General features: G+C 40.9%; 12 protein-coding genes. 5 read left to right on the top strand and 7 right to left on the bottom strand.

The genetic code is table 11. The annotated features are described in order from the left end of the window. The first annotated feature begins 6 nt into the window (after window positions 1–6). The gene (locus ACSSS3_RS17930; protein ID WP_228231512.1) at window positions 7–1245 is read left to right on the top strand and encodes an ammonium transporter; all 1239 of its coding nucleotides are present in this window, start codon (window positions 7–9) and stop codon (window positions 1243–1245) included. A 67-nt stretch (window positions 1246–1312) separates the two neighbouring features. Here ACSSS3_RS17930 and ACSSS3_RS17935 read toward each other — a convergent pair whose 3' ends face one another. After that, the gene (locus ACSSS3_RS17935) at window positions 1313–1651 is read right to left on the bottom strand and encodes a DUF4870 domain-containing protein (RefSeq protein WP_228231529.1); all 339 of its coding nucleotides are present in this window, start codon (window positions 1649–1651) and stop codon (window positions 1313–1315) included. 171 nt (window positions 1652–1822) lie between these two features. Between ACSSS3_RS17935 and ACSSS3_RS17940 the strand changes: the two genes are divergently transcribed. Next, window positions 1823–3145, top strand: coding sequence for a hypothetical protein (locus ACSSS3_RS17940; RefSeq protein ID WP_442845788.1), 1323 nt, complete (start codon window positions 1823–1825; stop codon window positions 3143–3145). Between the two features lie 68 nt (window positions 3146–3213). On the opposite strand, the gene ACSSS3_RS17945 is transcribed toward ACSSS3_RS17940, so the two are convergent. Genes ACSSS3_RS17945 through ACSSS3_RS17960 form a run of 4 tightly spaced genes read right to left on the bottom strand, consistent with a single transcriptional unit; the run spans window position 3214 to window position 8726 of the window. Continuing rightward, window positions 3214–4683, bottom strand: a complete 1470-nt coding sequence (locus ACSSS3_RS17945) for an oligosaccharide flippase family protein (RefSeq protein ID WP_442845789.1) — start codon at window positions 4681–4683, stop codon at window positions 3214–3216. A 2-nt stretch (window positions 4684–4685) separates the two neighbouring features. Beyond that, window positions 4686–5969, bottom strand: a complete 1284-nt coding sequence (locus ACSSS3_RS17950) for a glycosyl transferase family 1 (RefSeq protein WP_442845790.1) — start codon at window positions 5967–5969, stop codon at window positions 4686–4688. 28 nt (window positions 5970–5997) lie between these two features. Next, the gene (locus ACSSS3_RS17955) at window positions 5998–8436 is read right to left on the bottom strand and encodes a YfhO family protein (RefSeq protein ID WP_442845791.1); all 2439 of its coding nucleotides are present in this window, start codon (window positions 8434–8436) and stop codon (window positions 5998–6000) included. A 29-nt stretch (window positions 8437–8465) separates the two neighbouring features. Beyond that, complete coding sequence (locus ACSSS3_RS17960; protein WP_442845792.1) at window positions 8466–8726, bottom strand: DUF4834 family protein; 261 nt, start codon at window positions 8724–8726, stop codon at window positions 8466–8468. 233 nt (window positions 8727–8959) lie between these two features. Between ACSSS3_RS17960 and ACSSS3_RS17965 the strand changes: the two genes are divergently transcribed. Together ACSSS3_RS17965 and ACSSS3_RS17970 are read left to right on the top strand one after the other, a co-directional pair. Beyond that, window positions 8960–9850 (top strand): transporter, encoded by an 891-nt coding sequence (locus tag ACSSS3_RS17965; RefSeq protein ID WP_228231518.1) that lies wholly within the window; start codon window positions 8960–8962, stop codon window positions 9848–9850. A gap of 35 nt (window positions 9851–9885) precedes the next feature. After that, on the top strand, window positions 9886–11004 hold the full coding sequence (locus ACSSS3_RS17970) for a GNAT family N-acetyltransferase (RefSeq protein WP_442845793.1): 1119 nt from the start codon (window positions 9886–9888) through the stop codon (window positions 11002–11004). Between the two features lie 42 nt (window positions 11005–11046). Here ACSSS3_RS17970 and ACSSS3_RS17975 read toward each other — a convergent pair whose 3' ends face one another. Both ACSSS3_RS17975 and ACSSS3_RS17980 read right to left on the bottom strand, forming a co-directional pair. Beyond that, complete coding sequence (locus tag ACSSS3_RS17975; protein ID WP_442845794.1) at window positions 11047–11733, bottom strand: SIMPL domain-containing protein; 687 nt, start codon at window positions 11731–11733, stop codon at window positions 11047–11049. A 104-nt stretch (window positions 11734–11837) separates the two neighbouring features. Continuing rightward, complete coding sequence (locus tag ACSSS3_RS17980; protein ID WP_228231521.1) at window positions 11838–12488, bottom strand: rhomboid family intramembrane serine protease; 651 nt, start codon at window positions 12486–12488, stop codon at window positions 11838–11840. Window positions 12489–12621: 133 nt separating this feature from the next. Here ACSSS3_RS17980 and ACSSS3_RS17985 point away from each other — a divergent pair, with 133 nt between their 5' ends. Next, complete coding sequence (locus ACSSS3_RS17985) at window positions 12622–13491, top strand: lysophospholipid acyltransferase family protein (RefSeq protein ID WP_442845795.1); 870 nt, start codon at window positions 12622–12624, stop codon at window positions 13489–13491. Window positions 13492–15719 lie beyond the last annotated feature (2228 nt).

The following is a 15719-nucleotide window of genomic DNA, read 5'->3' on the forward strand; positions in this document are numbered from 1 at the left end:
TAATATATGGAAGCAGGATTATTTACAGCAAACAACGTATGGATGATGATCTGTACCGGGCTGGTGTTTTTTATGCACCTGGGTTTCTCCTTTCTTGAGATCGGACTTACCCGTGAGAAAAACACAATCAATATTTTATTTAAAAACGTTTTTATCATTTGTGTAGGCCTTTTGGTTTACTATATAGGTGGATTTAACCTTATGTACCCTGGCTTTGCCGAAGATTCTTCAGGTATTTTCAGCTTTGCAGGTTTTGGTATCGCTCCTCCTGAAAACGGAATGACTCCCGAATATGCTGACGGTGGTTATACCTGGTGGACCGATTTCCTTTTCCAGGGAATGTTTGCCGCTACAGCAGCTACTATTGTATCTGGAGCAGTTGCCGAGCGTATTAAACTGGGAAGCTTTATGATTTTTACCGTGATCTATGTAGGTCTGGTTTATCCAATCGTAGGTTCCTGGAAATGGGGTGGCGGGTTCTTAGATGCTATGGGCTTCTATGACTTTGCAGGTTCTACCCTGGTTCACTCTGTAGGCGGATGGGCCGCACTTATCGCGATTTACCTTCTTGGAGCACGTATTGGTAAATTTGATGAAAACGGAAAGCCCAAAGCAATCCCGGGTCACAACATCCCGTTTGCTGCTGCTGGTGTACTTATCCTTTGGTTAGGCTGGTTTGGCTTTAACGGAGGTTCTGTACTTTCAGCTGATCCTGAATTGACTTCTTTAACCCTGGTTACAACATCTTTAGCTGCAGCTGCAGGTGGTGTTAGTGCGTTTATCGTTTCTACACTTATGTATAAAAACTACGATCTTACCATGTTCTTAAACGGAATTTTGGGTGGACTTGTAGGTATTACTGCAGGTGCAGATCAAATGTCACCTAATGATGCCGTTCTTATTGGTGTTATCGCCGGTGCGATCATCGTATTTGGTGTTGCTTTAGTTGATAAACTTAAACTGGATGATCCTGTAGGTGCTGTTGCAGTACACTTAATCTGTGGTATTTGGGGTACACTTGCCGTAGGTATTTTTGGTGCAATGGCTGGTATGGAGCAATTCCTTACGCAGTTAACCGGTGTTGGTATCGTTGGCGCTTTTTGCTGTGTAACTGCCTTTATTATCTTGTTTACCCTTAAAGCAACAATAGGTCTTCGTGTTTCTGAAAAAGAAGAACTTGAAGGTCTTGATGAGCACGAGCATGGTATGAGTGCATACCCGGACTTTGGTCTAAACGAGCACTAATTTGTCGATTTAATTATATATTGTTAAAACCGCGCTTCTGGCGCGGTTTTTTCATTTCTGGCAATAGCTATTTTAAAAACTGAATGGTTCCCGGATAATAAGTAGGTTCTCCATTAGCCGCTTTAATCGCATTTATGATAGGAAGTACCAGTGCGATAATAGCGATTACTATTATTCCGAAAACTCCCAGACCACATAATAAAATCGCAGGAATACATATTATAGAGTATAGAAATAAACTGATTTGAAAATTCAGGATTTGTTTTCCCGACTCGTCCATTCCTAAAACTTTGTCTTTTTGGGTTAACCAAATAACTAAAGGCACTATTAGCCCACCAAAACCCGTTATTAAGTCTAAAAGTTGACTTAGGTGAGTTATAACAATTAAATTTCGGTCTTCTCTCATCATCATAATTGGTTGATTTTTTTGATTGATTACGCTTATTGGTAGCTTTTTTTGATCAATTGTTACAAACGGGTAAAGGCCCATTTAAAATTTATGGCACGCTCCTTGTAATATACTAACTGTACCATCCAAAAAGTTAAAAAGAGTACAAACAATCTAAATCCTTTAATTATGAAAAATCTTATCTTTTTATTCGTTGGTCTGCTTACAGGCCTTGCTCCGATGAAAGCGGAGACTCTGGATGGCGTATATAGAAACTATTACGACGGCAGCCGCTATATCTTTGTTGAGGGTGGTGTAGAATTTTCGGTATACCCAGACGGTGAGTTTGATTTTGTATTACCACAGGTCGCTCAAAATTATGTAAACGTCAATGTAAACGCCGGCCCTGTCAATATAAGTTACAACTCAGGATACAACTACGATCCCTTTGTGCAGTATGATGATTTTGGAGCCGTAATTCAGGTAGAAAATGTTCCCGTTTATTATGATAACTGGGGTCGTATAATTCAGGCCGGTAGTGTTTATATAAATTATAATAACAACCGAATCGTTAATGTTGGTGGGTTACATGTTTTTTATAATGGTCCGCGATTCTCTCACGTGACCGGTTTTATCAACATCTATAATAGAAATTATGTGTACCATCCCTATCATAATTTCTTTTACAGACCTTATTTCGACAGATGTTTGGTGTATAACAGACCGTACAGAAGATACTATTCACCCGTACGTTATGATTATGCTTACCACCGTAGTCATTATGAATTAGGCTATCGCAACGGATACCGCAATGCATACCATGATTTTAAACGTCCCAGTGGTCGTGTGGCGCACAATAATGCGCGAAGAGGTAGTTATTATGATGCACGTCAGCGCGTAAGTGCAGACCGCGATTACAGCAGATCTTCTTCATCTAGAAATTCAGCATACAGCAGAAGTTCTAATGATCGAAATGTAAGAAGCGTTTCAAACGGAAGATCTTCAAATGATCGAAATGTTATTAATTCGAGATCAAGCTCTGGTCGTTCAGACAATGCAATTATTAACTCGCGATCATCTGACCGTAATGTTGTAAGCCGAAGCAGCCAGGCCCGAAGCTATGAGAATAATGCCCGTAACGTGCAAAGCAGGTCTCAAAATACAGATGCCAGACAGCGTAACGCAACACCACAGCGCCAGATGACTCAAAGTCGTAGTGCTAATCGTGAAATACAGACTAGAAGCTCTGCTCCTAACCGCAACACACAGGTACGAAACACTGCACCGCAACGTTCAGTTGCTCAGCGCAGCAGTTCAAACCAAAATGTACAAACCAGGAGTGCAGCTCCGCAGCGTCAGGTGAGTCAAAGAAACACCACACCGCAGCGCAGTGTACAACAACGTTCACAAAGCTCACGCAGCAGCAACGCTGCACGAAGCTCAAACTCTGGCAGAACCCGCAGTTCTGATGCAGGCCGATCTGGAGGAAACTCCGAAAGAGGCAGAGGATAAAATAAGATCCACAAGTTGGATTAAGATTGATTTTTTGGTTGGTTAGTTTGGAAGGTCCCGTTTCTGATTTATTCAGAGCGGGATTTTCTTTTGAATACTACCCGATCAACCCAGCCCGTTACTTCCGGAGACATTTTAAACAGGTAAATCGCGGCGCCATAAATAAGCGCTAAAAGTGTAGATTTTAAAGCAATCGCGAGAATGGGATTGATCGAAAAATCCCAGAAGTAAAAACCACAGCCCAAAACCAAAAGTAAAATCCCTACTCCTAATGACTCCCGGGTAAAAGGCTGCATCTTGAATTTGGAATAAACGACAACAATCTTTGCAATCACATATCCTACCGAAGCTATAAAGGTCGCAATTGCAGCTCCATTAACGCCTAAAGTGGGTATGAAAATCAAATTAAGAATTACTGCTACAACAACCAGAATTATCCCCAAAACCAACACCAGCCTATAGTAATCTGAATTGTAAAGAATCGCATTGTTGTTACCCAGTATATTATCGGCCAGTTTTGCAAGAGAAATGAGCAAAACCACATACAATCCCTTACTGTAAGAAGGATCCAGAACTAAATACAGACTTTTGATATTGCAGATGATTAATAAAAATATAAGACCTGAAATCACAAAAAGAGTGAGTGAACTTTTCTTGTATAGATCTTTAAGTTCTAAGAACCGCCGGTCATTTAAATAGGTCGCTGTAAGTGGATAAAGAATTTGATGCATCGCCCGCGCAGGGACAGCAATCACCGCAGCGATGTAAATCGCAACCGCGTAATAGGCTACATTTTCTATTGGAATCAGAATATTCAACATAAACATATCGATGTCCAGAATCATCACCGCTACAGATCCTGCAAGAATAATGAGTACAGCATACTTGAGAATTACAGTAAACTCTTCAGGAATAGCAATCTTAAATCGGGGCATTCTTAAATGAAAGGCATAGCTGAGCATGATAATCATTCGTAATAGATAAACCAGTGTAACCCCATATAAAAACTGCGGAATGGTCAATAAATCAACAGCAAAAAGAATTAATAGGACCATCACCCCAAAGCGGTGAAATACTTCGTTCATCACGGTTCCAAAAACACTTTGCAACTGGGTTTTGGCCCACGCATAACCAATCTCAAAATAAGCCATTGCGATTGCAATAATTGCTATTAAATATACATAGGGCCGTACGATCTCGTTTTCAGAAGCTAAAAAATCACTTATCGTTTCGTAGAATAAACTAAAGGCAAATAGTAGAGGAAGAATTACCAGCAAGGGCAAAATCAGCATAAAACTCAAAAAAACATCCTGTTGCCTGCCCGAATATTTAGAGTAAAATTTGATGAGCGTGTTTTGAACTCCTACCGAAGCAAAAGGCATTACCAGTGTGGCAGTACTCAATAAAAACCCAACAAGACCGTAATACTCATCTTCAAAATATTTTACGTACAGCACCAGAGTATTGATCGCTCCAATACCAAAACCCAGGTAAGTTGTAATGAGGTTCTTAACCGATTGTGACGCAACAATTCCCATACTTATAAACGGTGTAAAATAGCTGCAAGTTCTGCCGTTAATTGCTTGCGTGTAAATGCTTTTAAATCTGCATTAGGAGTTGATAAACCCCCTTCTTTGTATGCCCTGTACCACGCCATTAAAGTCTGCTTAAGTTGTGCTTTTTGAGCATATTCAAAATACGAGCCGGCATCGGTGTCCTTCAGTAGCTTTCTAACGTCTGATTCCGCCGGCCCAATGGCCAAAACCGGTCTTCGGGCCGCAAGATACTCAAATAATTTCCCGGGAATAATCAATTGGGTCTCTGCGGAATCTATTTCGATCAAAACCAAAATCTGGCTGCCGCGTTGCATCTGCAAAGCCTCCTGATGCGAAATATAGCCGTGTAACTTCAGGTTTTCTTCTAAGCCTTCCGCCTTAATTGATTCTACAACCGAAGCACTGATTCTCCCGGCCAGATTGATTCTCAAATCGGTTCCAAATTCCGGTAATGCTGTTTTAAGTTCCCGCAGGACTTCCCACAAAACCTTTGGATTTCGGTCTTCAAGCAGCGATCCTATATGCGAAAGGCTAAATGATTTATCGAGATGGACTTGAGGCATTTGCTCCTCATCAAAGCCGTTTGTAATGCAGCTCACCGGTTTTGAAGTTTGGGCTTCAAATAATTTTTGGGTGGCATAACTGGTGACCAAAAGATGATCTGCACCGGTAAGTACTTTTGATTCAAGCTCGCTGTGTTTCTTTTGAGAAGCACGGGTAAGCTTCAGTTTTTTCTGATAGCCGATCTGCGTCCAGGGATCTCTAAAATCGGCCAGCCAGGGCAAACCTGTTTTTGACTTCAGCCGAAGGCCTACAAGATGTAAACTGTGCGGAGGTCCGGTAGTTATAAGGCAATCAACCGGATTATTTTTAAGATACTGCTCCAGAAAACGTACGGAAGGCTGAATCCAAAACTTACGCGCATCCGGGATAAACAGGTTGCCCCGTACAAAAAGCATCAGCTTCTGAAGTGCAGACTGTTTTTCTTCAGCCCTGATAATCCCGGAACTCAATTGCTCTGTGCTTTTCTTAGAAAATGCCGAAGCTAAAGCATAGGGTTCAAAAATAGGCTGTTTAATGACTTCGATTCCTTCCGGTATTTCCGCCAGCAGGCTTTCATCCTGTATTGGATAATGCGGATTTTGAGGCACATAAACTACAGGCTCGATCTCAAAATCCCGCAGGTATTTTACAAATTTTAGCCAGCGCTGCACCCCCGGTCCACCTGCGGGAGGCCAATAATAACAGATGATCAGCGCCTTTTTCAATGCAATGCGTGTGTCGTTTAATTCGCTTTTATGCTTCGGTCTCCCGGGACCTTTTAATGCTGAAAGCCAGAGCTCCTAACAGTAAGACTACCAAAATAACGTTGCTGGCCAGACTTATGGTACTACCGGTCCTGACTACCTGGGGTTCAAACTTAAACTCAATCACGTGCTTGCCTTCTGGTACTTTCATACCGCGCAGGATGTAATCTACTTTAAAATGTTCCGTAGGCTTTCCATCCAGATAGGCTTGCCAGCCATTCGGATAATACACCTCGCTAAATACAGCCAGCTTATCACCCGAAGCCTGTGATTGATATTTCAAATAATCGCCGCGATGTTCTACCAATTTTATAGACTCAGTAGAATCTTGTGGAAAAACATTGCGCTCTAATAAACCGGCAAACTCCTGCTGTATCACTGCAGTCTGGCGTACATTAATGCTGTCTAAAGCCAATATTTCGGCATCTGCATCAGGTACAACCTTTACATTTTGCACAAACCAGGCATTACCGGCTGCCTGTGGATTGATCTGCACCTGCTCCTGCCCTTCTTCGTTTTGCGTAATGATGTATTTGGTATTCAATAAATTAAGCGGAACCAGATTGCCCTCGTACAAATAAAATTCGATCAGATCCTGTAAACGAGCAGGTTTAGCCCCGTGATAACCGCCAATCGAATTGTGAAAATAACTGGTACGCGCCCCATTGAGTCCTACACTTTGCTCATACACGCGATAGCGCGTAGTATCTTTTAAAATTTCTTTGTCGGCCTGCGTTGGCTGAAACGGCTGCTCCACCAGACGGGCACTCATAAAGTTTTCGGTATTTACATAACGACGATCTACGTTTACCAGATCGAAAACAATCAATACCGCAATGGCAACAATCACCTGAGTTTCCTTCAGTTTATCCTTCAGGTAAAACCAAATCAAACCGGCGGCAATCAAGACCAAAACCAGCGTCTTAATGGTATCACTTACCAATAAAGCCTTTCGGTCTTCTTTAACTGCGGTAATGAATTCCATTCCAAAATTCTGAATGTAATACGCATCATTTCCACCGGCAAACGAGAACAGGCTGCCATTAAATAGCAGAATGATGAGTGCGAGTCCGCCCGTAATACCGGTTGTCCATTTTAAAGCATTCAGCTTCCGGTCAAGAGGTTCGGTCTTTTGCAGAACTTTATAAAGTCCGAAAATAGCCAAAACAGGCACGCACAATTCGGCAATCACCTGAATCGAAGTTACCGCCCTGAATTTGTTGTAAAGCGGGAAATAATCAATCCACAAATCGGTGAACCACGCCAGATTTCCGCCATAGCTCAACAATAAAGCCAATACCGTACCCCCGGTAAGCCACCATTTGATACGGCCACGAACCAGAAATAAACCTAAAACGAATAGAAAAACCACGACAGCACCCAGATAGGCAGGTCCTGAAACCCCGGGCTGACTGCCCCAGTAATACAGACCAAACTGCCCAAAAATAGATTCTACCTGAGCGGGAGGCACTCCCTGGCGCATTAAAAATTCGGTAAAGGCGCTGTCTTTATCGTAAGGCTCAGAATTTGAACCCCCATACAAACCGGCAATAAAAAGGTTTAAGGTTTCAGATATGCCATAGCTGTATTGGTTGATGTAGGCTTTATCGAGACCCGCCACGGCTTCTTTTGGAGTCCCGTCGGGATTAATTGTGAGTTCACTGGTTCCGCGGGTACTAAAACTGCTATACTCAGAAGTAGCCATCAGACTCGCAGCATTAGATCCTATCGCCAGACCTACGGCTAAAACCAAAATGCCCACACTTTTAAAAAAGTGGGGCAGTTCTTTTTTAAGAATAGCATCTATAAAATACGCGATACCTAATACAATCACGAGCAGCATCAGATAATAGGTCATCTGCACGTGGTTTGCCACAATCTCGAGCGCCATAGCCACTGCGGTGAGCAAGAACCCCCAGATGTATTTTTTTCGGAAGGTGAGTAGAATTCCGCTTAAAACCAGCGGCATATAGGCAATGGCGTGCGCCTTGGCATTATGCCCCACGCCCAAAATAATGATGAGATAACTGCTAAACCCAAAAGCTAACGCACCGAGGCCGGCATAACGCCAGTCGAGTTTTAAAACGAGTAAAAGAATATAGAAACCTAAAAAATAGAGAAAGAGATAATCTGCAGGTCGGGGTAGAAAGCGTATTCCCAGATCGAGACTTTTAATCCAGTTGTGTGGATATTTAGCTCCCAGTTGATAGGTGGGCATTCCCCCGAAAGCAGCATCGGTCCAGTACAACTCCTCCCCGGTTTGCTCCCGGTGATCCATCAATTCTTTAGCCATACCGCGGTATTGCTGTATATCGCTCTGATACATTTTCTTCCCGGAAAGAACCGGACTGAAATACAAAAGTGCAGTAACTATAAAAACCAAAACCACAGCGAGGTGTGGTAGTATTTTTTTAAACGAAAAAGTCATATTGAAGTGCTAAAACTAAAGGGTGGAAATTAGTCAATTTCTTCGTAATCGATATATTCCCCCACGTTTTTATTTGTGTGGGTGTCTTGTCTGGGCACCTTATCGATCACGGTTTCTCCTTCACGCTGAGGCGGATTTTGACGTCCCTGAAAACCTCCTGCCATATTTTGAAAACGCTCCCCGGCTTTTTTAGCTATGTACCGCATTATATAGGGCGCTGCAAGGCGCATTATAATGCGAAGAGCAAAAAAGATAAGCAGTATGATGAGAATGGTTTGTAAAAATTTCATCCTTAGGAATTTTAAAATAGCTAACCAAAACTGTGCAAAAGTTATTGCCTAATCAGGCTTTAAGTTTCATTACACGAGGTGTAAAAGTAACTATTAGGCTTTTGTTTAGGCTTAAAAAAAGACTAAAAATGGATGGCAAACAGAGACTGCAGGCTTTAGGCTATCTGTAATTTTTACAGTATGTTTGTGAGATTAGCACCTATTTTTGTCAAATTCTTAAATATACCTCTCTAATGAAGGTGAAATATAGTTATGTGACGGGTGTGCTGTTGTTTTTTGCGGCCTTAACGGCGCAGGCGCAGTATACCGAAACCCTTAACTCCAACCGTCCCGGCCAGTCACAAGGGGCATTTGCTGTGGGTACAGGAGTTTTTCAGGCTGAAGTGGGTGCAACTTTAGGCCGGGAAGCCCACAACCTGCTTTTTACCGAAACCGAAAACTGGGGAACCGAATTTCAACTGCGTTACGGGGCCATACGCGAGCAGCTTGAATTTAATTTTTCGGGCAGTTTTTTGTATGAAAACATCACGCCCACTGCCGGAAATGCAGAACCGTATAGCCACAGCGGTTTTCCCATTATCAATGCGGGCGTTAAATACCTGCTTTACGACCCCTATAAAAACTACACCGAAAAAATAAACGTATACAGCTACCACGCCAATCGCGCTTTTAAATGGCGTACGCTTATTCCGGCAGTATCAATTTTCTCTGGAGCCAATTACGTTTATCGAAACAACAACCCCTTTTTGCCCGAAAGTCAGGCCGGTTTTTCACCTAAAGTTATGGCAATTACCCAGCACAACTGGGGCCGTTGGGTATGGGTGAATAACTTCATCTACGATCAGTTTTTAACGGACTACCCCACCAAAGCCTGGATCACCACTATGACGCATTCATTTAACCCTAAAATCGCAGCTTTTGCTGAAGTACAGGTTATTATAAGTGACATTTATGCTGATGACCTGTTTCGTTTTGGCGGTGCTTATCTAATCACTAAAGATTTACAGGTTGATGTAAATGCCCTTATAAACTTTAAGGAAACCCCGCGACGCAGGCAATTGGGTCTGGGCCTGTCGTATCGCCTGGATTTTCATCGAAATGATGAACTGCTTCCCAAAAACTAAAATTACCCATACTTTTACACCCTAGAGTATACAAGATGATTACAATTAAAGAAATGAAAACGAAAAAGGAATTGCGAGAATTCGTCAAATTCCCGTTTTCTATTTATAAAAAAGAAAGCAACTGGGTTCCGCCGTTAATCAACGATGAGCTGGAAAGTATGGACCCCGATAAAAACCCCGTGTTTAAAAATGCGGAAGCCCGATTTTTTCTGGCTTTAAAGAATGGAAAACCGGTAGGGCGCATTGCGGCTATCATCAATCATATTGAAATTAACGAGCAGGGAAAACCCAAAATGCGTTTTGGCTGGTATGATGCCATTGACGATCTTGAGGTAACCAAAGCGCTGATTTCCAGGATTGAAGAAATAGGTCGTGCAAATAACCTCAAGTGGATCGAAGGTCCTGTAGGTTTTAGCAATATGGAAAAAGCCGGGATGCTCATTGAAGGTTTTGACTACCTCAATACGATGATTACCTGGTACAATTACCCGTATTATAAGGACCATTTTGAAAAACTCAACTTTGAGAAAGCTTCAGAATGGGTAGAATATGAAATTCAGATTCCCGAAAAGTCTCCTGAAAAAGTAGAGAAATTTGCACGTATAATCGTAGAGCGCTACAAGCTGAAACTCATACATTTCAACAACAGCAAAGAGATTTTACCTTATGTAGATGATATGTTTGGGCTGCTTAATAAAACCTATAATGAGCTCAGCACCTTTGTTCCTATTCAGCAATACCAGATTGACCATTATAAGGATAAGTACATTAAATACATCAATCCGCATTACATTAAATGTATTGAAGATGCCGAAGGAAAACTGATCGCTTTTGCTATTACTATGCCTTCCTTTAGCAAAGCCCTTAAAAAGGCAAACGGCAGCCTGTGGCCTTTTGGATTTATTCATCTTTTAAAAGCCCGCAACAAGAACGATACTGCTGCTTTTTACCTTATTGGCATAGATCCCGAATATCAGGGAAAAGGAGTTACAGCCGCAATATTTCAGGCGATGCAGGATTTATTTTCAGCCAACGGAATCACGCAGGTAGAAACCAATCCCGAACTGGAAGAAAACAAAGCCATTCAACAGCTTTGGAAAAAATACGACCACAAACTGCATAAACGAAGAAGGACCTATAAACGTGATTTATAGGTCCCTCGGGATATTTTTTGGCTTATGCCAAATGCAATGTATTTAGTCTAAAAGTTCAAAACTTACCTGGATTGAAGAGGTTACAGTAATCTCACCCGGAGCGATGGTAGTGCGACCACCATCCATATCCATAGACTCAGCAACAGCCATTTTAAACATAGGCTGTGGTTGTGGACTGCTGGATCCCTGTTCTGCGATTAGTAAGGCTTTACCAATATTCTGCCCTAAAACTGCCGCATAAGCTTCAGCCTTTTCCTTAGCATCCAAAACCGCTTTTTTACGAGCTTCAGCTTCGTATTCTTCCATTTTTGAAGACGAAAAACTCACCCCATTAATCGAGTTGATTCCTGAGCTTACCAGGCCTGACATTAATTTATCGTATTTAGTTAAGTCTTTCAGTTCTACCGAAATAGTCTGACTTGCATTGTAGCTATAGGTTTTGGTATTGTAATCGTAATTTTTATTCAGATTTACATATTCTGTCTGAACCTGATTTTGAGGGATACCCATTTTTAATAGGTAATCGAGCACTTTATCAACGGCCGCATCGTTTTCCGTCTTAACCGCTTTAGGGTCTTTCCCTTCGTTTTGAACTCCCATGCGAATGGTTACTTCATCAGGTACGGCAATTACTTTGCCCTCACCCGTAACACTAACGGTAGGTTGAATATGCTGAGCGCTTACTGCGGTGGTCATAGCTGTTAATGCTAAAATTAGAATCGTTTTCATGCTTTTAAATTTTTGTTTTTAGTTTTAAGCAATTCCAAATTCCTTTTTAGAATTTTAAAATTGCCGGTTGTTTGACAACAAAGGTAAAAGCAAGAGCTATGCCACTAAATCTTTCCGGTCTTGTTTAACACAAATAAAACAATGATGGGAATCGCTAACAATCCCACCATCAACGTGTTAATCTGTAGCAGTATGGGCGCCATTAACAAAGTAATAACATATCCGCCTACTGCACCGCCAAAATGGGCGTCGTGGCCAATATTGTCATTATTGGCGCGCATTCCGTAAATGGAATACAGTAAATAGCCAATACCAAATATATAGGCCGGTATGGGGATGGGAATAAAGAACATATAAAGACTCATATCGGGCTGCAGTAAAATCGCCGAATATAAGATCCCTGAGACCGCCCCACTCGCTCCTACTGCCGAATAATGGTATTCATCTTTATGGAAATAATAGGATAGTAAATTACCCAGGATCAGGCTGCCAAGGTAGATTATCGCAAATTCCCAATTGCCCAGTAAATTCACCACAAGAGGCGCAAAAAAATACAGGGTTAGCATATTGAAAAACAAATGCGCCGTACTTACGTGCAAAAATCCGGAAGAAAGAATGCGTATCTGCTCTCCACGACGCACTGCGCCGGTATTGAATTTGTATTTTTCAAAAAATGAATAATCGTTAAAGCCTTTCATTGAGATAAGTACATTAATACCAATCACGATTAAGGTTACCAGGTTTAAATCCCCCATAAATGCTCGAGTTTAAGCTTCAAATATACCTATATTTGCGCACTAAAAGTGAGCAGAACAGCAGCGATTTCCTGCGGGTTTATAGAACTTTTAAATACGCTTCTGCTGTCTTTATCTTTAAAATGATCTGCTGATGCAAGGACTTGTGTTTTGGTTGGTTTATCCGCTCTTATGGTGCATCTCTAAGCTCCCATGGAGGCTGTTTTATCTGGTCTCAGACGGAGTATTTGCGTTGGTGTATTATATAGTGGGCTATCGCCGAAAAACAGTAAGTTTCAATCTCAAAACAGCTTTTCCTGAAAAATCGGAAGCCGAATTAAAACAGATTGAAAAAGAATTTTACAAGCATATGTGTGATATGTTTCTGGAGATGATCAAGTCAATCTCCATTTCTGCGGAAGAATTAAAGAAACGCTTTGTTATTGAAGATCTCGACATCATCTACAAGCTGGAAGCCGAAAAGCGCAGTTCGCTTATTATGATGGGACATTATGCCAGTTATGAATGGCTTACGGCCCTGCAGTTCTACTTTGACTACACCGGTTACGGTATTTATAAACGCATCAAGAACAAGCGATTTGATAATCTGATACGGGAGATCCGTCAAAAATGGAACTCCGAACTCATCAATAACAAGGAAGCTACTTTTATCATTCGTAAAAAGCAACGTAAAGGCGAGATGGCGACCTATGCGTTTATTGCAGACCAGTCTCCAAAATCCCGTAAAAACCAATATTGCACCGATTTTCTGGGGCAGAATGTACCCTTTTTTACGGGTGTTGAGCGTTTAGCCAAATCTGAAAATATGCCTGTGTTGTATCTGGCTGTAGACAAAGTAAAGCGTGGTTATTACAAAGCCAGCTTTAAAGTCATCACCGAAGACCCCACTTCCCTGCCCGATTATCAGATTACTGATGTTTTTATCAAAAACCTGGAAACACAAATCCGCCAGGCCCCGCAATACTATCTTTGGACGCACAAGCGGTTTAAGCACAAGCTTTAAGAATTCAAAATTCAAGGTTAAAAATTCAAGGTTAAAAATTCAAGGTTAAAAATTCAAAATTTTTGATTTGGAGATACTGATGCGATTTCTCCCTAAAGGTCGAAATGGCAAACCAATTGCAAATTCCCGATTTCGTATTTAGTATTTCTAATTTCGTATTAAAAAAACACTCTGGCTTCGATACAAATTTTGCTCCGCAAGGCTTCGCAAAATCCACTCAGCCGCCGCTAGAAGAATTCAATATTTAAGGTTGAAAATTCAAAGTTTTGGATTTTAAAAAAACGTAATGACCGCAAATGTCACCTCGACGATAGGAGAGGTCACATCCTACTTAGTTTTCTATTATTTAATAAACAATCTCTCGTTAATGACTGATGTGATTTCTCCCTAAAGGTCGAAATGACAAACCAATTCCAAATCATACCAAAATCAAAAAACTCCCTTTGAAGGGAGATTTAGAGGGATGTTTTTTCGTATTTAAAAACGCTCTGGCTTCGATACAAATTTTGCTCCGCAAGGCTTCGCAAAATCCACTCAGCCGCCGCTGAAAAATTCAAGATTCAAGATTTGAAATTCAAGATTTGGGATTTAATTTTTCAAAAGATCGAATTGAACGCAAATGTCACCTCGACGATAGGAGAGGTCACATCCTACTTAGTTTTCTATTATTTAATAAACAATCTCTCGTTAATGACTGATGTGATTTCTCCCTAAAGGTCGAAATGACAAACCAATTCCAAATCATACCAAAATCAAAAAACTCCCTTTGAAGGGAGATTTAGAGGGATGTTTTTTCGTATTTAAAAACGCTCTGGCTTCGATACAAATTTTGCTCCGCAAGGCTTCGCAAAATCCACTCAGCCGCCGCTGAAAAATTCAAGATTCAAGGTTTGAAATTCAAGATTTTGGATTTTATTTTTCAAAAGATCGAATTGAACGCAAATGTCACCTCGACGATAGGAGAGGTCTCATCCTACTTAGCTTTCTATTATTTAATAAACAATCTCTCGTTAATGGCTGATGTGATTTCTCCCTAAAGGTCGAAATGACAAACCAATTGTAAATTCCCGATTTTGTATTTCGTATTTCTAATTTAAAAAACACTCTGGCTTCGATACAAATTTTGCTCCGCCAGGCTTCGCAAAATCCACTCAGCCGCCGCTGAAAAATTCAAGATTCAAGGTTTGAAATTCAAGATTTTGGATTTTATTTTTCAAAAGATCGAATTGACCGCAAATGTCACCTCGACGATAGGAGAGGTCTCATCCTACTTAGTTTTCTATTATTTAATAAACAATCTCTCGTTAATGGCTGATGTGATTTCTCCCTAAAGGTCGAAAGGACAAACCAATTCCAAATCATACTAAAATCAAAAGTCTCCCTTTGAAGGGAGATTTAGAGGGATGTTTTTTCGTATTTCTAATTTCTAATTTTCAGAAGGGATGATGTGATTTCTCCCTAAAGGTCGAAATGACAAACCAATTGTAAATTCCCGATTTTGTATTTCGTATTTCTAATTTAAAAAACACTCTGGCTTCGATACAAATTTTGCTCCGCCAGGCTTCGCAAAATCCACTCAGCCGCCGCTAGAAGAATTCAAGATTTAAGGTTGAAAATTCAAAGTTTTGAATTTTAAAAAAACGTAATGACCGCAAATGTCACCTCGACGATAGGAGAGGTCACATCCTACTTAGTTTTCTATTATTTAATAAACAATCTCTCGTTAATGCCTGATGCGATTTCTCCCTAAAGGTCGAAAGGACAAACCAATTCCAAATCATACCAAAATCAAAAGTCTCTCTTTGAAGGGAGATTTAGAGGGATGTTTTTTCGTATTTCGTATTTAAAAAGGCTTTGGCTTCGATACAAATTTTGCTCCGCCAGGCTTCGCAAAATCCACTCAGCCGCCGCTGAAAAATTCAAGATTCAAGGTTTGAAATTCAAGATTTTGGATTTTATTTTTCAAAAGATCGAATTGAACGCAAATGTCACCTCGACGATAGGAGAGGTCAAATCCTACTTAGTTTTCTATTATTTAATAAACAATCTCTCGTTAATGGCTGATGTGATTTCTCCCTAAAGGTCGAAAGGACAAACCAATTCCAAATCATACCAAAATCAAAAGTCTCCCTTTGAAGGGAGATTTAGAGGGATGTTTTTTCGTATTTAAAAAGGCTTTGGCTTCGATACAAATTTTGCTCCGCAAGGCTTCGCAAAATCCACTCAGC

The sequence above is a fragment of the Leeuwenhoekiella sp. H156 genome (assembly GCF_052218455.1).
GTDB classification, from domain to species: Bacteria; Bacteroidota; Bacteroidia; order Flavobacteriales; family Flavobacteriaceae; genus Leeuwenhoekiella; species Leeuwenhoekiella parthenopeia.